We start from the raw sequence: 18,936 nt of genomic DNA on the forward strand, positions 1-18,936 counted from the left end.
GCGGTTGCAGAACAAGCTGGATGATGCGCGATTGGCGCTCATTATGTCTGTAGCCGATTTATATTTCGAATTGGATATCAAGCGTGATCAGGAGATTTTGCATGAAATAAGCAAAGAATATCCGGAGGAAGGGGAAAGGTTCATGAAGTTGATGCCGGGATTTGCGCGCGTGGCATATGAAGAGGGAATTGAGAAGGGCATTGAACAAGGAATTGTGCAAGGAATTGAGAAGGGGATTGGACAGGGCATTGAACAAGGTGAGGAAAAAAGTAAAAAGCTAATCATCCAGAAGTTTCTGCGTAAAGGGTTTACTCCGGAACAGCTGGCGGAGACGTTAGAGATTTCTATCGACGAGGTTAAGGAGCTTGGAAAGCAGTAGGTTATTGACAATAGCGAAGGAACCCGACTCTTTCACATTCTCGACCTATCCGATAGAAGCTGCATGATATGCCGTACATTAAAAAAGCATTCCCTTCGCTAAATCCATCCGATGCGAAGGGAATGCTTTCGTTTTATGCTAATGAGCTTTCGACGCCGGTGATGACCTTTTGGCGAATATCCGGTTCGACGGGGCGCCCGAGGGCGAGTTCCAACGCCCATAGCACGGCCCCGGTCGCGGGCGGGACTTGCAGCTTGATGAAGCGGCAACGACGACCGTGTCCGGTCAATTCGGAAACGTGCTGCCGATACCGATCGAATAGGAGCGGGCTCTCCGCTTTGATCCAGACGGAGCCGGCAAGAATGATATCGACTTCCTCGCCGAAGTCCAGGTTGTGCATGCAGCCTGCCGTGGTACGGGCTAACTGTAACGCGGAAGCATCGATCAGCTCGACCGCGGCGGCGTCTCCGTCGTCCGCGGCCGCAAACAGAATCCGCATCAGTTCCGTATTCGGCAACGTCCGCTGAAGAACGCCGTTTACCGCGTAATCGATGAAAGACGCTTTGTCCGGTACGCCGAGCAGTTCCATGACCGGCTCCGCCATTCGGGTCGCCTGGCCCATCCGATAGAAGGAGTCGTATACGGTGCGCAGCACCTTCCTGGCATAAAAGTACCCGCCGGCTTCATCCCCGGCAATCTCGCTTCCTACGCCGCCGATCTGAAGGCGGCGGCCGCTCGGGGAGATGCCGCCGGCGACGGTGCCGGAGCCGTTGATGGAGCAGATGCCGAAGCCTTTCTCGCTGCCCGCTTTGATGCCGAGGAAGGAGTCGTTGTCCAGCGCGTAGTTCGTAAACCCGAGACGCTCGACGACCTGGCAGAGCTGCTCCTTCTGGGAAGGAAGGTCCGCGCCGGCCAAGCCGAAGGCGCCCGCGGCGATATCGCGGATCGATAACCGATTGCGTTCGAGCAGCAGCCGCACATTGTCGTCCATGACGCGGTAGCTGCTGGCATAGCCGTCGGCGAACCGCTCATGGCTGCAGGTCCCGGCTCGGATGCGGTCGACGAAACGGCCTTCGATATCGAATAAGAAATAATCGGTTTTGCTGTTTCCGCCGTCCACCCCGATGATGTGGGTTCGCGTCATTTAGCGTTCGCTTCTTCCTTAAAAAATTGAGGCAAATAAGCTCGGTGAGCTTCCTTCAATTCTTGGAACGCGCCGTACGCGGCATCGTAATCGCCTACGAGCGGGTTCATCAGAAGCGCACGCATCGCGGCGTCTTCGCTGCCGGACACGGCAGCGGCGACAGTTTCGCGTTCGTAGGCTTTCACCATCCGCATGTAATCGATAATATGGCGGTTATCGAAGCCTTCGAGCTTGATCGGCTTGGCCCCGTCTTTGCCGACGACGCAGCAGACTTCGACGGCGTCCGTGTCCTCCATGAAGTCGAGCGCGCCATTGTTCAGAACGTTAACGACGTGAATTTCTTGCTTGTCGTTATAGATCGCGTCGACCAGACTGATCGCCACTTCGGAGTAGTTGGCGCCCCCGCGGGAAGAGAGGAGCTCCGGCTTCGTGTGAAGCTTGGAGTCGGCATAGATGCCGAGCAGATCCTCCTCGATCTGGATGCATTTCTCGCCGCGCGACAGCTCGGTCTCTTGCACGATCTTCAGCTTCTTATTCTTGAAGTAGTAATACTCCAGATAGGAAGAAGGAATCGCTCCGACCATCTGGATCAGCTCTTTGCTGAAGCCGCTCGAAGGAATGTTTTTCATCGCTTCGCTGTTCAGGCCCATGTCCAGCGCGGTTTTCAAATAGTCTTTGCCGTCCTGCTCGATGGCCGTAATCCAGCTCAGATGGTTCAGGCCGACGTATTCGATTCGCGGCCAGTCAAGCTGCAGCGACTCGCGAATGCTCTTGAACATGTTGTAAGGAACGTTGCACAAGCCCATCATTTTCACGCCGGTATGGTTCAAAATCGCTTCCGTGTTAATGCCGGCCGGATTGGAGAAGTTGATCAGCCAGGCGTCCGGACATAGCTCCTTCATGCGCTCGGCGATATGAAGCATGACGGGAATCGTGCGCATCGCCTTGAAGAAACCGCCGATGCCGCAAGTCTCTTGCCCGATCAGGCCGTATTTGAGCGGAATTTTCTCGTCCAGCACGCGAGCGGGCAGCTTGCCGACGCGGATTTGCCCGAGCACGAAGTCGGCGCCGCGCAGCGCCTCGTCCAAGTCCTGCGTCATAACGACCTTGCACGGGACGTCCGCGGCTCGGATCATCCTTTCGCAGAGTTCTCCGACGACCCGGAGCTTTCTTTCGTCGATATCCATCAGCACGAGTTCTCCGATGGGGAGAACGTTTTTGCGTCTGATCATGCCTTCGATCAATTCCGGCGTATACGTGCTGCCCGAACCGATAATCGCGATTTTGATACTGTCCTTGGCCATGCGTTCCACCCTCTGTTCCTTGTGTCGTGAATTGCGTTTTCTACGTGAAATGATTATAGCACCATCGGGTAATGGTAACAATAAAATATAGAATTAAAATTTCACTATGAATTAAAATTTTGAAATTAAATTTCCGAAACGACTGATCGGCATTCCGAGTCAAGTCGCAGTCTTTCCTTGTGTTTTTGCGGCGATGCGCTTAAGATAAAGGTGCAAAAGGATGGACAAATTTGGGCGAGTAGGGAAGAATCATGGCGATAAACGATAATATATTGATCAAAATCCGGGACATGAAGGACAGCATGACTCCCGTCGAGAAATTGGTGGCCGAGTATATTTTGGAGAACACGGACGAGGTTCCCCATCTTTCGATCAAGAGTCTCGCCCAGATGAGCAAAACGAGCGACGCGTCCGTGCTTCGGTTTTGTAAAACGTTGGGCTACAGCGGCTATCGCAGCTTTATCGTCAGCATCTCCGCCTCTCTCGGTTCGCGGGACGAAGATCAGAAGGACCAGTATACCGACATTCAGCCTGGCGACGATCTGTCCATCATTATCTCCAACGTCTCGCTTAACAATATGAAGTCGATCGAAGACACGCTTAGCGTTATCGATCGGAACGAGGTCGCCCGCGCCGTGAAGGTGCTTCGCGCCAGCACTCGCATCGTGTTTTTCGGCATCGGGGCTTCGGGCATCGTCTGCAGGGACGGGGAGCAGAAGTTCTCGCGGATCAACAAGATGTGCCATGCCTATACCGACGGCCATAGCCAGCTCACCGCGGGCACGCTGCTTGGCAAAGGCGACGTCGCGATCTTCGTCTCGAACTCCGGGGATACGGTGGAGATCATCGAAGCGCTGGAGCTCGTGAAGAAGAACGGCGTCACGACGATCGCCATCACGAAGTACAATAAGAGCGAGCTTGCGGAGAAATCCGATATTCTGCTAAGCATCTCGACGCCGGAATTGACTTTCAGGAGCGGCGCCATGGGATCGCGGATCGCGATGCTCACGATAATAGACATTCTGTTCGCCGGGGTGGCAAGCGCCGAGTACCAGAACGTGAAGAAGTACTTAACCAAGACGCATAATATCCTTGCGAGCAAGCATCGGAAATAGAAGGATATGGGCATGGGCATGCTAGGTGGCTCATGTCTCTTTTTTTGTCGATTTCCAAAATAAAAAAACAAATATTAATTTTACAATAAAATTTTATTTCAGAATCTATTGACGATCCGAATGCGCCGAGAGTAAGATGGGGGTGTGAAATAAAGGAGTGTGTTAGCGAGACTGACAACACGAAACAGGGTAGGAGAATGGAAATGAACGAATATCTGGCTGGACTAACGACAGAGGAGATTAACCAAGACACCCAGATGATCGATGAATGCACGACGGAGGAGATGCTTCGGCTTCTGAATCGTGAAGACGCCAAGGTTCCGGCCGCTGTAGCCGCGGAAATTCCGCAAATCGTGAAAGCGGTTGATATATTGCACCGGTTGCTGAAGAATGGCGGCAGAATGTTCTATATCGGCGCCGGCACTTCCGGAAGATTAGGGGTGCTCGACGCATCGGAATGCCCGCCAACGTTCGGAACCGATCCTTCGCAAGTGCAAGGTCACATCGCGGGCGGGGACATCGCGTTAAGGGTCGCTGTCGAAGGTTTCGAGGACAATGAGGAAGAGGGGGTTGCGTTAATCGACCGTTGCGGAGTTACGGCTAAAGACGCGGTCATCGGCATATCGGCGAGCGGAAGCGCGAGCTTCGTCATCGCCGGCTTGAAAAGAGCCGCCGAGCTGGGCGCCGCAACGATCAGCGTGGTGAACAACAAAAATTCCAAGTTGGAAAGCGTTAGCCAAGTGTGCATCGCGCCCGTCGTCGGGCCGGAAGTCATCATGGGCTCCACCCGGATGAAAGCAGGCACGGCGCAGAAGCTGGTGCTCAACATGCTTACGACCGGCACCATGGTGAAGCTGGGGAAAACCTACAACAACCTGATGGTCGACCTGAAGGCGAGCAACAACAAGCTGAACGACCGTGCGATCCGAATCGTGCGCACGGCGACGGGCGTCGATTCCGACACGGCGGTCCGTTACCTGGAGAAGGCGTCCATGAACTGTAAGCTGGCGATCATGATGATCGTCACCGGATTGGATGCGAAGGAAGCCGAGGAAGAGCTGGAACGTCACGACGGCAAATTGAAAGCGGCAATACGAAACGTTACGAAAGTCGATTAACCCGCAAGGATTAGGAAACGATAATGCTGAATCTTCGAGGAGGATTATTCTTATGAAAAGAAAAACGCGCGTATTGGCATCCGTTCTGGCTTTGAGTTTATCCGCGGCATCGCTTGCCGCATGTTCGTCCAACAACAACGGCAATAACGCAAGCCCGAGCGGCACGCCGGGTGCTTCCGGCGGAACTTCCGCGGCGAAGGACACGATTACCGCGCTTCTGCCGCCGGTATCCTCGACCTACCAAGATAATTTCGAGCAAATGGCGAAGGACTTCAACGCCCTTTATCCTAACCTGACTTTGAAAATCGAACCCGCGAGCTGGGAAGACATGACCCAGAAGCTGGATACTCAAGTCAATGCGGGCAGCCCGCCGGACATCGCGTTCATCGGCGCTGACGGCATCTCCAAATACGTTCAACAAGGCATGCTGATGGATATCTCCGACACGGCTACGCCGGATATGATCAACGATTTCGATGCGAAGCCGTTTGAATATATGAAGAACGGCAAAGGCATTTACGGCTTCCCGGCTTACATGGAGGCTCACGCGCTGGGCGGCAACAAGGCGTTTCTTGAAGAAGCGGGCATCGACTACAAAAACGTTCAGAAAAACGGTTGGACGTATGACGAATTCCGCGAAGCCATCAAGAAAGGCGTCAAGAAAGAAGGGAACACGACCCGTTACGGTTTCGTGTTCGCGACCGCAGGCGTCGCTTCGAAAGACTATCTGAACATCCTCGTGAAAAACGCGGGCATGCCTTCGCCGTTCACGAAGGATCTGAAATACGCATACACGAGCAAAAACTACCTGGAAGTGCTGAAGGACGTCCGCCAACTGATCGACGACGGTTCGATGCCTAAGGAATTGAGCTCCGTCGACGCGGGCAAACGCTGGAACATGTTCTTGACCGGCCAGACGATGATTACGGGCAAAGGTCTGGCAACATTCGAAAACTCGGCGAACAAGAACAATGCCAAAATCGACGCCAACGATGGCAGCGCCGTAAAAGGAAGCATCAAAGCGGATTATATCGTATTGCCTGTTCCATCTTTCCTTGGACAACAGCCCGTGACGAGCGTTGCGGTCGACGGATACGTGACGTTCCGCGGCAAGAAGGAGCCGACCGCCGAGCACAAAGCGAACGTCGTCAAGGCGGCTTACTTCCTCGCAAGCGGCAAAGTCGCGGCAACGACCAACAACGATCTGTTCGTCGCGCATATTACGAAATCCGGCAAAGAAGCCGCCGCAAGCATGACCGTTAACCGCAATCCCGACAACGTAGCGGCAGTCGAAGTCCTGTTGTCCCATGCGGCCGAAGCTCGTCCGGACATCCCGGTCGAATTGGGCGCGAAAGCGATCAAACTCGAAGACGAAGTCATCATTCCTAAGCTGCAAGCGTTGCTGGCCGGCGAGATCAAGCCGGAAGCGATGTATGAAGCGGTGAAGAAAGCGGCGATCGATGCGTTCGGAGCGGAAGGCGTCGTACAAGACTAATCATGTATTCGGTTCGGATAGTCGCGCGGAACCACGCCGCGGCTATCCGATCTCATTTTCGGCACGATCATTGATTGTTGAAAGAGGTGTTGTCCATGACCCAATCCGCCAGACCGATCAAAAGGCGGAAGATCAGAGGCGACGGGGGCTGGGGGTACGCGTTCATCGCCGTCGCGCTGGTCGTCTTCGCGCTGTTTACGGCTTATCCGGTCGCAAGCGCCTTCGTTATCAGCCTTCAAGAATACAAACCGCTCGGTTCCAGTTTCATCGGGTTCGATAATTACGCCAACACGTTTCAAGACGCGTTATTCTGGAAGTCGATTCGCAACACGATTGTATATACGGTCTTAACGGTGCCCGTCGCGTTATTATTGTCGTTCGCCGTGGCCATCTTGATTTTACCCCTTAAAAAATGGATGCAGACGACTTTCAAAGCCGTTTATTATTTGCCGGCGGTCGCGTCCGGCGTCGCGTTATCCGTCGTATGGCTCTGGATCTTCGATCCGATGCCTTCCGGCATACTGAACAAGCTGATCGGCGCGTTCGGCTTGAGCAACGAGAATTGGCTCGGTTCCAGCAGCACGGCGATGTTCTCGCTCGTCTTCATGGCATGGCTCTCCAGCCACGGCACGAGCATCATCATCTACTTGGCGGCGCTTCTCGGCATCGATACGAGTTATTACGAAGCGGCGGATCTGGACGGCGCGTCCTTCCTGCAGAAGCTGCGGTACATCGTCATTCCGTGCTTGAAGCCCACCACGCTGTTTCTGCTCGTCACCGGCGTCATCGGTTCCTTCCAAGTGTTCCAGAACGCCTATATGATGACGGGAGGCGGTCCAGACAACGCGACGACGATGGTCGGCTTGCTGATCTTCAATAACGCGTTCAAATATTTTGAATTCGGCAAGGCCGCGGCGCAATCATTGGTATTGGCTATTCTGATCGCGGGCGTATCGCTCGCCCAATTCAAATTCTTCGGTAAAGAAGTGGAGTACTAGGGAAAGGAGGTTCGCTGCATATGGCGCTGTATAAAGAACACGCAGGAAATAAAACGGCCAAATACTTTCGCAACGGGATCATTATCTTGTTGCTCGTTCTCTTCGCCTTGGCGACGCTGTTCCCGATCTATTTCATGCTCATTTCGTCCTTCGGGGATCCGGTCGAAGCCGGCGCGATGAACTATTCGCTCTTCCCGCACAAAATCTCGTTCGCGTCCTATAAATTTTTCTTCGACTATAGCCAATATTCATATCGCTGGCTGCTGAACTCGCTGATCGTGGCGGGCAGCGTCATGATTACGAACGTCGTGTTCGCCAGCATGGCGGGTTACGCGTTCTCCAAAATCCAGTTCAAAGGCCGCTCGTTCTTGTTTACGCTGCTGCTCGTTGCAATGATGATCCCGTATCAAGTGACGCAGGTGCCTTTGTATATTCTCATCGTCAACATTTTTCATATGGAGAACACGTATAGCGCGTTGATCATGCCTAGCTTGGTGACCGTCTATAACATCTTCTTGGCGAAGCAGTTCATGAGCTCCATTCCGAAGGAGATCATCGAGAGCGGGAAGATGGAAGGAGCGAGCCAGTTCCAGATTTATTGGAGAATTATTTTGCCGTTATCGAAAACGGTGCTGGCCGTCATGGCGATTCTGACGTTCATGGACAACTGGAATACGTTCTTCTGGCCGTTCCTCGTGACGAACACGATGGATATGCAGACGATCCAAGTCGGTTTGAAAAACTTCCGATTCGCGAACACGACTTACTTCGCCCCAATGATGGCGGGCGCGACGATATCCGCGTTGCCGATGTTCGTCCTGTTCTTCAGCTTGCAAAAGTACTTCCTTGAAGGCGTGACCGTCGGCGCGGTTAAAGGTTGAGCATGGATAACAAGTATATGCCAGCAAACCGTCGCCGCTATGCCGTCGGTCTAATGTCGGGCACGTCAGTGGACGGCATCGACGCGGCGGTCGTCGAAATTGCCGGCGAAGGAGACCGGCCTTCCGTCCGCTTGCTTGCTTTTGAGAATTCCGCTTATCCGGAGAGCGTCCGGAACGAAATCTTCGAGCTGTTCGATCCGCGACTGGCGACCATTGACCGGGTTGGACGGATGAACGTTCGGCTTGGCGAGCTATATGCCGATGCGGCGCTATCGGTGATCGCCAAGGCGGGTCTCGATTCGAAAGAGATCGCGGTCGTCGGTTCGCATGGCCAGACGATCTACCATGCGCCGGAGGCGTATCCCGAGAATGGACGGGACCTTCGATATACGGTCCAGATCGGGGAAGGGTCCGTTATCGCGGCAAGAACCGGCATTCCGTGCGTGTCCGATTTTCGAGCGGCCGATATGGCCGCGGGCGGGCAGGGGGCGCCGCTCGTTCCGTTCACGGAGTGGCTGCTTTATCGCGAGGACGAGCGGACGCTGCTTCTTCAGAATATAGGCGGGATCGGCAATATGACCGTCCTGCCTGCCGGCTGTTTGCCCGATGAAGTATTCGCGTTCGATACGGGGCCGGGCAACATGATCATCGACGGCGTCGTCTCGCGTTTGTACGGCGGGGGACGCAAGATGGACGCCGGCGGGCAAATCGCGCGTTCCGGCACCGTGGACGAAGAGCTGCTTCGCCTCTTGCAGCAGGAAGAGTATTACGAATTGCCTTTGCCCAAATCGACGGGAAGAGAGCGCTTCGGCGCCGCCTACGTCGATCGTCTGCTCGCGTATCGGGAGCAACATGGGCTTCGATCGAAAGACGTCGTCGCGACCGTGACGAAGCTGACGGCATGGTCGATCGGGGACGCCTACCGGCGATTCGTTCAACCCCGGCATGCGGCGGACGCGCTGATCGTCGGCGGCGGAGGCAGCTACAATCCGACTCTCGTCGCTTTCCTCAAGCAGGAAATGGAACCGATGGGCGTGCAAGTGCTCTTGCAAGAAGACATCGGCCTTAACAGCGATGCCAAGGAAGCGGTCGCGTTCGCCCTGCTGGCGGATTACGCGCTCGCCGGATTGCCGAACAATCTGCCAAGCGTTACTGGCGCGAGGCGGGCGGCGGTGCTCGGGAAAATATCTTACTAGCTACTAGATTCGTTCAAGGTTGGTGACGGCGACATGGAAATCGCGACGTTCGAGACGCTTTATACCGACGGCATCGTTTCGCTTTGGAACGAGGAAGCCGTCAAGGAGGATTACAAGGAGCTCGATCGTGCAAGCTTCGATCTGATTTTTTTGTCCAATCCGTATTTCGACAAGGAGAATACGTTCGTCTTGCTGGCGTCCGATCGGGTGGTCGGTTTTGCCTGCGGCTGCACAGGGGACGACCTGCCGCTTGGCGACGTTGCCGGGTACATCACCTGCATCGTGATCGCAAGCGCGCACCGAAGCGATCGGACGTTCAGGATGCTGCTGCAGGCGCTTGAAGCGCGGTTTCGGAGTAAGGGCAAGAAGCAGGCGGACGTGTTGTTTTTCAACCCGATGATGCTGCCTTGGTATATTCCGGATACGCCGAAGCACGAACACAACAACGCGCCCGGCGTTCCCGTCGGCGCTCCTTTGCATTCGTTTTTGCGCAGTGAAGGCTATGCCGACCGGGCGATCGAAAACGCGATGTATCTTCATTTGGCCGGTTTTTCGATTCCGGACGAGATTCGCGCGAAGGAAGAGAAGATTAGGACGGACGGTTACGAAGTCGCGTTGTTCGACTCGGGCAAACATACCGGGCTTGGCGAGATGCTCACGGGGTTGAACAACGAGCTGTGGACCAGGGAAATTACGCGCTGCGCGGCCAAAGGCGTGCCTGTCGTCATTGCCGTTCGCGCGGGGGAAGCGGCCGGGTTTGCCGGCCCCGTCATCCGCCAGGACAACGGCCGCGGCTATTTCGCCGGCATCGGCGTACATCCGGATCACGAAGGTCATGGGCTCGGCAGCATTTTGTTCTTTAAGTTATGCGAAGCGTTCAAGAACATCGGGACGGAGTATATGTCCTTATATACAGGCGTAAAGAATCCCGCGAAGGGAATTTACGAAAAAGCCGGATTTCGGACGGTTAAACAATTCGCGATCATGCGGAAGGAGCTAGAACGATGAGCGAGAAAATGACGATATTGGCGATCGGCGGACATGTAGGGGACATGGAATTGACGGCGGGCGGCGCGTTGGCCAGCCATGCGCTGAAAGGCGACAAAATCGTGACGCTTGCGCTGACCGCGGGCGAACGCGGCGTTCCCGCCGGGCAGGATGTCGGGGAATACCGAGCGCAGAAGGTCAGGGAAGCCGCGCAATTCGCGGAGCTGCTCGGCGGGGAATCGATCGTGTTCGAAATACCCGATGGGGAGCTGCAGGACAGCGAGGAAATGCGTTACCGCGTGTGCGACGTCATTCGCGAAGTGAAGCCGAACGTCATCATCACCCACTTCAAGAACAGCATGCACAAGGACCATATGACGACCCACCGCATCGTGAACGACGCGCGGTTTTTCGCCGGTCTCGCGGCCATGAAACGGGATCTGCCCGCGCACTTTGCAGGCACGCTTTATTACGCCGAGAACTGGGAAGACGCGGTCGACTACCGCCCGTACGTGTACGTCGATTTCTCCCAGGAAGCCTACGATCTGTGGATTAAAGCGTTGTCGCTGCATTGGTTCGTTACCGGCAGCAAATCGTTCCCGTACATGGAATACTATAAGCACCTCGCCCGCGTTCGCGGCATTGAAGCCAGGAAGCAATACGCGGAAACGTTCATGGTTCCGGAAGAGACAAAGCGGTTGCTGAAGGATCAACTGTAATGGCAACGGTATTTAACGGGATCGATCGCATCGGAGAATACGCTTCTCTATTTGAAGGAAAACGAATAGGACTCATTACGTCTCCGACGGGGCTCGACCGCGACTTCGTCTCTACGATTCAGATTTTGCGCGACAGCGTCAATCTTGTCGCGATGTTCTCTCCGGAGCACGGCGTTCGCGGTGATCAAGAGGCAGGCGGCATGGTCGATACGTACGTCGATCCGCAAACCGGCGTGCCGGTGTACAGCTTGTACCGCAAAGATTCGAAGCGGCTGACGCCGGAAATGCTGGATTTGGTCGACCTGATCGTCTACGACATTCAAGACGTGGGCGTCCGCTATTATACGTTTATTTATACGATGCTGTACGCGCTTGAAGATTGCGCCAAGGCAGGCAAAGAATTCGTCGTGCTTGACCGGATCAATCCACTGGACGGCGTCACAGTCGAAGGCAACGTGCTGAAGCCGGGCTACGAATCGTTCGTCGGCAACTACCCGCTAAGCGTCCGGTACGGATTGACGGCCGGTGAAGTCGCGCTCATGGCGAACGAAGAGAAGGGTTGGAACGGCGAGCTGCATGTCGTCCGCTGCACGGGTTGGGAGCGTTCGATGCATTTTCCCGATACGAAAAGGCTATGGGTGCTGCCATCCCTCGGCGTGCCGCGTTACGAAACGGCGCTGCTTTACGGAGGTACCTGCTTGTTCGAAGGGACGAACGTTTCCGAAGGCAGGGGTACGACGCTACCTTTCGAGATGGTCGGCGCTCCGTTCATCGACGGGCAGAAGCTGGCGGACTTAATGAACGCGCAGAAGCTGCCTGGCGTGCGGTTTCGCCCGGCTTTCTTTAAGCCGACGACGTCGAAGCATCAAGGGCAGCTGTGCGGCGGCGTGCAAATCCATGTGACCAACCCGCGCGCCGTTCAGGCCGTGGAAACGGGCGTTCGGTTAATGTATGTGATCAAGGAAAACGTTGAAGGTTTCGCGTTTTTGCCGCCGCTGAAGGAAGGTTCCAGACCGTTCATCGATTTGCTCGGCGGCGATTCGATCTATCGGGCGGAGTCGCCCGACGTCGAGGCCATGCTAGAGCGATTCCGTGCGGAGAGCGAAGCATTCGCGGCCAGAAAGCAACAGTATCATCTATATTAATGGAGTGGCGAATCATGAACCATCTGTCGTTAAGAGAGAAAATCGGCCAGTTGATCGTCGTCGGGTTTGCCGCGCCTCATATGACCGATGATGCGAAACGCTTGATCGCCGAGTACAAAATCGGGAACGTCATTCTGTTCTCGCATAACGTCGAAAATAAACGGCAGCTTCGCGCTTTGTGCGAAGAACTGCAGCAAACGATATCCGAGCATACAGGTTATCCGGCGCTCATCTCCATCGACCAAGAAGGCGGTCGGGTGACCCGGCTGCCGGACGAAGCGACGAACGTGCCGGGCGCGATGGCGATCGCCTCGACCGGCAAGCCGGACAATGCTTACGAGGCTGGGCGCATTACGGCTCGCGAGCTACGGGCGCTCGGCATCAACTTCAACCTCGCTCCGGTGCTGGACATCAATAACAATCCACTCAATCCGGTCATTAACGTGCGCTCCTACGGGGATACGGCGGAGACGGTTGAGCGCTTCGGCGTCCCGATGATGAAAGGGCTTATGGACGGCGGCGTGCTGACGGCGGTCAAGCATTTTCCCGGCCACGGCGACACGGCGGTCGATTCGCATCTCGGGCTGCCCGTCATCGAGAAAACGGTCGAGCAACTGTCGGAGCTGGAGCTGAAGCCGTTCCGCGCCGCAATCGCCGCGGGTGCCGAAGGCGTCATGACGTCGCATATTTTGTTCCCGCTGATCGAGCGGGACAAAGTGCCCGCGACGATGTCGCGGACGATCGTTACGGATTTGCTGAAGAAGCAACTGGGGTACGAAGGGCTTGTCGTCTCCGATTGCCTGGAGATGGACGCGATTCGGAAGCATTACGGCACCGCGAACGGAGCGGTCGGAGCGCTTCGGGCCGGCGTTCACCTGGTTTTCGTCAGTCATTCGGCGGAGCTTGCGATCGAAGCGGTAAATCGGATCGAGCAAGCCGTCGTCGAGGGAGAACTGACTGAAGCCGAGCTTGACGAAGCGCTGGAGAAAGTCCTTTATTATAAGAAGAAATACGGCGCGATCGCGCCTGCGGAGCTATCCGTCGTCGGCTGCGACTCGCACCGGGAGGCTGCCGAAGCGATGAGCCGGGAGAGCATCTGTCTGTTGCGCGGCAGCTTGCCGATACCTACCGTTCGCAAAGGGGCGGGGAACACGTTCTTCGTCGGCAGCCATGCATACCGTACGGATCAGGCATCCAGCAGCGTGAAGAAAAACGTCAGCTTTCCGGCGGCGATGGGAGAAGCTTTCGAGTCTTCTTACGCCATCGTTAGCATCGATCCGGATGACGAGGAGATCGAACGAACGCTGCGACAAGCGGAAGGCTTCGCCCATGTCGTTGTCGGGTTGTACAATGGACGCGAGAACGCCGGGCAATTGAAACTTGCGAATCGCCTCATCGCGAATGGTCATCAGGTGACGGCAGTCGCGCTCGGCAAGCCTTACGATTTGGAACTGCTGGAAGGGGAAGCGTATGGATTGGCGGCGTTCGAATATACGCCGCTTGCCATCGGCTCATTAATCCGGGTATTGAGCGGAGAAATCGAGCCGACGGGTAGGCTGCCTCTCACATGCTGAGAACGGGGATGTGGCAACGATGAAATACGTGGCGGGATTGGACGGCGGCGGCACGAAAACGGCGGTGACCATCGCCGACGAACATGGCCGGAAGATTCATGCTTTTACCTCCGGCGCCATCAATTATAACGGCCAGGACGAAGCAAGCATTCGGGACAGCTTCCGGCATATGATGGCGGAGATCGGCCGGGCGTGCGGCGGGCTGGAGCACTGCGCGCATATCGTCATCGGGGCCGCGGGCATTAGCAATCCGGCCGTTCGCGATCGGTTGACGGCGAACGTCAGAGAACACGGCTTTGCGGGCGGATTGACGATAACTGGCGACCACGTCACGGCGCTGTGCGGCGCGCTGGAAAGTCCGTACGGCATCATTCTGATCGCCGGCACGGGTTCCATCTGTTACGGACAAGCGGAGTCCGGGCTTTCTCACCGTGCGGGCGGCTGCGGCCATCTCATCGACGACGAGGGAAGCGGCTACAGCATCGGCCGCAGCTTGCTCGCCGCGGTCGCGAAGGCGAACGACGGGCGCATTTCTCCGACGGTAATCACCGAACTCGTGTACAAGCGACTGCGGATGGACTCGATCCGGCAGATCATCGAATTCGTGCACGATCCGAGCAAGAATAAGAAAGATATTGCGTCGCTGGCACCGATTCTGACGGATGCCTGCGAGGCGGGAGACGAAGCGGCTTTGGCGATCGCGCGTCAAAGCGCCGCCTCCTTGCTCGAACTGGTCATCCCCGTGGCGGAGCGTCTCGACATGCGGGAAGGCAAGCTGGCGCTGGCCGGAAGCGTGCTGCTCAAGAACGCCTTCGTGAGAGGTGAGTTCGAGGAAAGGCTCGGGCGCGCGTATCCGAGGATGCGGTGCGTGCAGGCTCCCGATGATGCGTCCGGAGGCGCGGTCTTGATGGCGCTGCAAGAGATGGCGAAGGCGCAGGCTTAGCGAGAGCAGCGGGCGTCTACACTCACTTCCAGAAGGCTTACTGCCGATTGCGATCGTGACGTCCAGCGTGCACTGTAGTTGTGTTTAGTCCAACTAAATGGCTGCTCGGAGTTGCTGCGGTGGGCTGTAGTTGTGTTTAGTCCAACTAAATGCTTGCTGGAGTCGCTGCGGTGGGCTGTAGTTGTGTTTAGTCCATCTAAATGCCTGCTCGGAGTCGCTGCGGAGCGCTGCAGTTGTGTTTGGTCCAACTAAATAGCTGCTCGGAGTTACTGAGGTGCGCTGTAGTTGTGTTTAGTCCAACTAAATGCTCGCTCTCTTGGGGATTTGTGTGCTCCGTAAGCGATTGCCTGCCCTGCGCGAAAACAGGTTGTCAACCCGATGTCGCCTATGCTACAATAAAAATACTGTTTTTGTAGCGGTATTTGGGAGGTGTAAGCGATGGACGTCGTTCTCAAAGTCATTCTCGTTATTTTCTCGCTCGGTCTGATTGCGGTCGTTCTGCTTCAACGCGGGAAGAGCGCGGGATTGTCCGGTGCGATCTCCGGCGGTGCGGAGCACTTGTTCGGCAAGCAAAAAGCTCGCGGAATCGACTTGTTCTTGCAACGTCTGACAGTCGGCTTGGCGGTCGGATTCTTCATCCTTTCGCTGGTAGTCGCTTATTTCGTCAAAAACTAATCGACATTCGCCATCAACGGACGGGAAGCATTCGCTTCCTGTCTTTTTTTGTATTTTGCGGCGCGAAAGATGATGGACGAACCGTCAACAATGGAATACAGTGGTAATAGAACCAAACGGCGGTTCTGGGGCTCCGGTTGCAGAGGGCTCCGAATGTGTATACTAGACGTAGGACGAGGTGAATAACGGATGCCGATGTGCACGGAGCAGGAACTGCTCGATTTCATGCGGGAAACCGCGTACAAGCCGATGACTTATCAGGAATTGGAGAAACATTTTGGCATAGATAATGCGGGGGACTTCAAAAGTTTCCTTCGCCTGTTGACCGAGATGGAGCAAGAAGGCCGCGTTCACAGAACCCGGTCGGAACGTTACGGCGTTCCGGAAAGAATGAATTTGCTGCGCGGAAGAATTCAGTCGCATCCAAAAGGATTCGCGTTTCTCATTCCCGACGACAAGGCGCACCCCGATCTGTACATTCATGCCAATGACATGAAAGGTACGATGAACGGGGATATCGTGCTGGCCAGAGTGTCGGCGAAAAATGAGAACGGCAAGCTGGAAGGGGAAATCGTGCGTATCGTCAGCCGGGCGGTGACGCAGGTGGTCGGCGTGTTCGAGAACCACGAGAGCTTCGGCATCGTTGTACCTGACGACAAGCGGATTCACAAGGAGATTTTTATCCGCAGGGAGCATTTTAAAGGTGCGGTTACCGGGCAAAAAGTGGTCGCGAACATTGTGACTTACCCGGAAGGGCGCACGGCAGCGGAAGGCGAAATTATCGAAGTTCTCGGGCATAAGGACGATCCGGGCGTCGATATTCTTAGCATTATCCGCAAGCACGGCTTGCCGGAAAGCTTCCCTGGCGACGTGATGGCCGAGGCGGAAGCGGCTCCCGATACGATTACGGAAGACGAGATCGTCAAACAAGGACGTCGAGACTTGCGGAACAAGACGATCGTGACCATTGACGGCGAAGACGCCAAAGATCTGGACGATGCGGTTAACGTGGAGCGGCTCGAGAACGGCAACTATTTGCTTGGCGTGCATATCGCTGACGTGAGCTATTATGTGCGCGAGAAGTCCAAGCTCGATGAAGAAGCCTACAATCGCGGCTGTAGCGTGTATTTGGTCGACCGCGTCATTCCGATGCTGCCGCATCGATTGTCCAACGGCATTTGTTCGCTGAACCCGCAAGTGGATCGGCTCACGATGTCGTGCGAGATGGAGTTCGAGCCGGGCACGATGAAACGTGTTCGCTATGATGTTTTCACGAGCGTAATCCGGACGACGGAGCGAATGACGTATACGAATGTTAGGAAAATTTTGCAAGGCGAAGATTCCGGAGTAACAGAACGTTACGCCCCGCATGTGGACACGTTTAAGACGATGGAAGAGTTGGCGCTTGGCTTGCGTGAGATGCGGATGCGTCGCGGCGCGATCGACTTCGAATTTCAGGAATCGAAGGTGATCGTTGACGCGCAAGGCAAACCGATCGATATCGTAAAACGCGAACGTTCGATTGCCGAGCAAATTATCGAGGAATTTATGTTGGCGGCGAACGAGACGGTGGCGGAGCATTTCCACTGGCTGAAGGTGCCGTTCCTATACCGGATTCACGAAGAACCGTCGAATGAAAAACTGATGACGTTCATGCAATTCGCCAGCAATTTCGGCTATACCGTACGCGGGGGCAAAGGCAATACGGTGCATCCGCGGGCGCTGCAAGGCTTGCTGGAAGAAATTCAAGGTACGAAGGAAGAAACGGTACTCAGCACAATGATGCTGCGTTCGATGAAGCAGGCGAAGTACGACGCCGAGTCGCTCGGACATTTCGGGCTGGCGGCCGATTATTATTCGCACTTCACGTCGCCGATCCGGCGTTATCCTGATTTGGTCATTCATCGCGTCATTCGCGAAGTACTCGAGAACGGCGGTACGCTGCCGGAGTCGCGTTACGATTCGCTGAACGCGCGCATGCCGGACATCGCTTCGCAATCTTCGGATCGGGAGCGGACGGCGGTCGAGGCCGAGCGGGATACGGCCAAGCTCAAGAAGGCCGAGTATATGTTGGACAAAATCGGCGAAGAGTACGTCGGCATCATTAGCGGCGTGACGAGCTTCGGCATGTTCGTCGAACTGGAGAACACGGTCGAAGGACTCATTCGGCTTAGCGATCTCACCGACGACTTCTATAACTTCCATGAGCAGCACATGGCGTTGATCGGCGAACGCACGTCGAAAATTTACCGTCTCGGCGACGAGGTGAAGGTGCGCGTTGCACGGGTGAATATGAATGAACATACGATCGATTTCGAGATGGTCGACATGTTGCCGCGCAGCGCAGGACGTTCGTTTGACGTTCGCGGAGGCGGATTCGGCGGAGGCGGCGGCCGAGGAGGCGATCGCAAGCGCAAAAAGCTGAACGCTGCAGGGCGCTGGGTCGGTATCGGCGGCGACGGAGGCGGTCGAGGCGACGGCGGACGAGGCGATCGCGACGGTCGACGGGGCAAAGGCGGCAAAGGACGCGGTAAGCAAGGCGGCAAAGATAGCGGTGGGCGCGGAGGCGTTCAAAGCGGAGATGCCGGGAAAGCAGGCCACGAAGATCGCGGCAGAAAGCAGAGGGGCGGCGGATCGGACGGCCGCGAGGCAATCCAGAACGTTGCGCCGACGGAGCCGGAAGTCCGAGTGGCAGAAGGAGCGGTCCCTGCGACGGGAGGCGGCAAACGCAAGCGTCGGAAGTCCGGCGGCGATGGCGGCAACGCGCAGGTTGCGGTAACGGTGGAAGCTGCCGTGCTGCAAGCATCGACGCCGAAATCCGCAGGCAAACGCAGCGGCGGGGGCGCTCCGGCGCGTTCGAACGATGCCGGCCCGAATGCGAGCCGAAGCGGTGGAAGTTCGTTCGGCAGCGGCATCTGGAGCAACGGGGCGACGAAGCCAACGACGTCCAGGCGCGCTGGCCCTAACAAAGTGGACATGTGGGGACTGCCACGCTCCGGTAATTATAAGAGCAGCGACGACGGCACGGACGAGGGCATGGCGAACTACGCCAAACGCAAAGGCCGGGGCGGACGCGACGGCAACGGCGGCGGTCGAAACGGCGATGCGGGCAAGCGTCAGGCGGCAAGGCCTCTGGTAAAAACTGAGGCGGCGCAGCCACCGGTTGAAGAGAAGAAAGCCAAGAAACGTAAGAAACCTAAAAACACGGCAACCTCGAACGAGCAGAATCCGCCGCAACAATAAGCATTGCGAGAACCTTCCGG

Annotated in this window: 16 protein-coding genes; 14 read left to right on the plus strand and 2 right to left on the minus strand. The window is 56.0% G+C overall.

All coding sequences use genetic code 11. The features are described 5' to 3' along the window. Positions 1-4: 4 nt before the first annotated feature. Positions 5-379 (plus strand): RpnC/YadD family protein, encoded by a 375-nt coding sequence (locus ACFPOF_RS00900; RefSeq protein WP_378128692.1) that lies wholly within the window; start codon positions 5-7, stop codon positions 377-379. 133 nt (positions 380-512) lie between these two features. Here the strand turns inward: ACFPOF_RS00900 and ACFPOF_RS00905 are convergent, their stop codons facing one another. Next, positions 513-1,523, minus strand: a complete 1,011-nt coding sequence (locus tag ACFPOF_RS00905) for an N-acetylglucosamine kinase (RefSeq protein WP_378128694.1) — start codon at positions 1,521-1,523, stop codon at positions 513-515. Then, a complete protein-coding gene (locus ACFPOF_RS00910) occupies positions 1,520-2,827 on the minus strand; it encodes a 6-phospho-beta-glucosidase (RefSeq protein ID WP_378128696.1) in 1,308 nt (435 codons plus the stop codon). The genes ACFPOF_RS00905 and ACFPOF_RS00910 overlap by 4 nt, the downstream gene beginning before the upstream one ends. Positions 2,828-3,078: 251 nt before the next feature. On the opposite strand from ACFPOF_RS00910, the gene ACFPOF_RS00915 reads away from it, so the two are divergent. From ACFPOF_RS00915 to rnr, 13 genes are all read left to right on the plus strand, one after another. Next, on the plus strand, positions 3,079-3,942 hold the full coding sequence (locus ACFPOF_RS00915) for a MurR/RpiR family transcriptional regulator (protein WP_378128698.1): 864 nt from the start codon (positions 3,079-3,081) through the stop codon (positions 3,940-3,942). Positions 3,943-4,145: 203 nt separating this feature from the next. Next, complete coding sequence (murQ, locus tag ACFPOF_RS00920) at positions 4,146-5,060, plus strand: N-acetylmuramic acid 6-phosphate etherase (RefSeq protein WP_378128700.1); 915 nt, start codon at positions 4,146-4,148, stop codon at positions 5,058-5,060. 52 nt (positions 5,061-5,112) lie between these two features. After that, a complete protein-coding gene (locus ACFPOF_RS00925; RefSeq protein WP_378128702.1) occupies positions 5,113-6,555 on the plus strand; it encodes an ABC transporter substrate-binding protein in 1,443 nt (480 codons plus the stop codon). A 95-nt stretch (positions 6,556-6,650) separates the two neighbouring features. Further along, positions 6,651-7,553, plus strand: coding sequence for a carbohydrate ABC transporter permease (locus ACFPOF_RS00930; protein WP_378128704.1), 903 nt, complete (start codon positions 6,651-6,653; stop codon positions 7,551-7,553). 20 nt (positions 7,554-7,573) lie between these two features. Beyond that, positions 7,574-8,434 (plus strand): carbohydrate ABC transporter permease, encoded by an 861-nt coding sequence (locus tag ACFPOF_RS00935; RefSeq protein ID WP_378128706.1) that lies wholly within the window; start codon positions 7,574-7,576, stop codon positions 8,432-8,434. 17 nt (positions 8,435-8,451) lie between these two features. Next, positions 8,452-9,630, plus strand: a complete 1,179-nt coding sequence (locus ACFPOF_RS00940; protein WP_378128708.1) for an anhydro-N-acetylmuramic acid kinase — start codon at positions 8,452-8,454, stop codon at positions 9,628-9,630. Positions 9,631-9,663: 33 nt separating this feature from the next. Continuing rightward, a complete protein-coding gene (locus ACFPOF_RS00945; protein ID WP_378128710.1) occupies positions 9,664-10,638 on the plus strand; it encodes a GNAT family N-acetyltransferase in 975 nt (324 codons plus the stop codon). Continuing rightward, positions 10,635-11,336 (plus strand): PIG-L deacetylase family protein, encoded by a 702-nt coding sequence (locus ACFPOF_RS00950; protein WP_378128712.1) that lies wholly within the window; start codon positions 10,635-10,637, stop codon positions 11,334-11,336. Before ACFPOF_RS00945 ends, ACFPOF_RS00950 begins: the two co-directional genes overlap by 4 nt. Further along, positions 11,336-12,481, plus strand: coding sequence for an exo-beta-N-acetylmuramidase NamZ family protein (locus tag ACFPOF_RS00955; protein ID WP_378128714.1), 1,146 nt, complete (start codon positions 11,336-11,338; stop codon positions 12,479-12,481). The genes ACFPOF_RS00950 and ACFPOF_RS00955 overlap by 1 nt, the downstream gene beginning before the upstream one ends. 14 nt (positions 12,482-12,495) lie before the next feature. Further along, a complete protein-coding gene (nagZ, locus tag ACFPOF_RS00960; RefSeq protein ID WP_378128716.1) occupies positions 12,496-14,055 on the plus strand; it encodes a beta-N-acetylhexosaminidase in 1,560 nt (519 codons plus the stop codon). 19 nt (positions 14,056-14,074) lie between these two features. Next, complete coding sequence (locus tag ACFPOF_RS00965; protein ID WP_378128718.1) at positions 14,075-14,998, plus strand: N-acetylglucosamine kinase; 924 nt, start codon at positions 14,075-14,077, stop codon at positions 14,996-14,998. A 438-nt stretch (positions 14,999-15,436) separates the two neighbouring features. Continuing rightward, the gene (gene secG, locus ACFPOF_RS00970) at positions 15,437-15,673 is read left to right on the plus strand and encodes a preprotein translocase subunit SecG (protein WP_378128720.1); all 237 of its coding nucleotides are present in this window, start codon (positions 15,437-15,439) and stop codon (positions 15,671-15,673) included. A 195-nt stretch (positions 15,674-15,868) separates the two neighbouring features. Further along, positions 15,869-18,916 carry a ribonuclease R gene (gene rnr, locus ACFPOF_RS00975; RefSeq protein ID WP_378129032.1) on the plus strand — a complete coding sequence of 1,016 codons (3,048 nt, stop codon included), beginning with the start codon at positions 15,869-15,871 and terminating at the stop codon, positions 18,914-18,916. Positions 18,917-18,936 lie beyond the last annotated feature (20 nt).

Origin of the sequence: Cohnella soli (assembly GCF_042655525.1) — a bacterium.
Classification (GTDB): domain Bacteria; phylum Bacillota; class Bacilli; order Paenibacillales; family Paenibacillaceae; genus Cohnella; species Cohnella soli.

Coding starts and splice junctions, on each gene's coding strand:
- ACFPOF_RS00905 (WP_378128694.1), bottom strand. CDS start 1,523: ATGACGCGAACCCACATCATCGGGGTGGACGGCGGAAACAGCAAAACC.
- nagZ (WP_378128716.1), top strand. CDS start 12,496: ATGAACCATCTGTCGTTAAGAGAGAAAATCGGCCAGTTGATCGTCGTC.
- ACFPOF_RS00915 (WP_378128698.1), top strand. CDS start 3,079: ATGGCGATAAACGATAATATATTGATCAAAATCCGGGACATGAAGGAC.
- ACFPOF_RS00955 (WP_378128714.1), top strand. CDS start 11,336: ATGGCAACGGTATTTAACGGGATCGATCGCATCGGAGAATACGCTTCT.
- ACFPOF_RS00945 (WP_378128710.1), top strand. CDS start 9,664: ATGGAAATCGCGACGTTCGAGACGCTTTATACCGACGGCATCGTTTCG.
- ACFPOF_RS00940 (WP_378128708.1), top strand. CDS start 8,452: ATGCCAGCAAACCGTCGCCGCTATGCCGTCGGTCTAATGTCGGGCACG.
- rnr (WP_378129032.1), top strand. CDS start 15,869: ATGTGCACGGAGCAGGAACTGCTCGATTTCATGCGGGAAACCGCGTAC.
- ACFPOF_RS00965 (WP_378128718.1), top strand. CDS start 14,075: ATGAAATACGTGGCGGGATTGGACGGCGGCGGCACGAAAACGGCGGTG.
- ACFPOF_RS00930 (WP_378128704.1), top strand. CDS start 6,651: ATGACCCAATCCGCCAGACCGATCAAAAGGCGGAAGATCAGAGGCGAC.
- ACFPOF_RS00935 (WP_378128706.1), top strand. CDS start 7,574: ATGGCGCTGTATAAAGAACACGCAGGAAATAAAACGGCCAAATACTTT.
- murQ (WP_378128700.1), top strand. CDS start 4,146: ATGAACGAATATCTGGCTGGACTAACGACAGAGGAGATTAACCAAGAC.
- ACFPOF_RS00950 (WP_378128712.1), top strand. CDS start 10,635: ATGAGCGAGAAAATGACGATATTGGCGATCGGCGGACATGTAGGGGAC.
- ACFPOF_RS00925 (WP_378128702.1), top strand. CDS start 5,113: ATGAAAAGAAAAACGCGCGTATTGGCATCCGTTCTGGCTTTGAGTTTA.
- ACFPOF_RS00910 (WP_378128696.1), bottom strand. CDS start 2,827: ATGGCCAAGGACAGTATCAAAATCGCGATTATCGGTTCGGGCAGCACG.
- secG (WP_378128720.1), top strand. CDS start 15,437: ATGGACGTCGTTCTCAAAGTCATTCTCGTTATTTTCTCGCTCGGTCTG.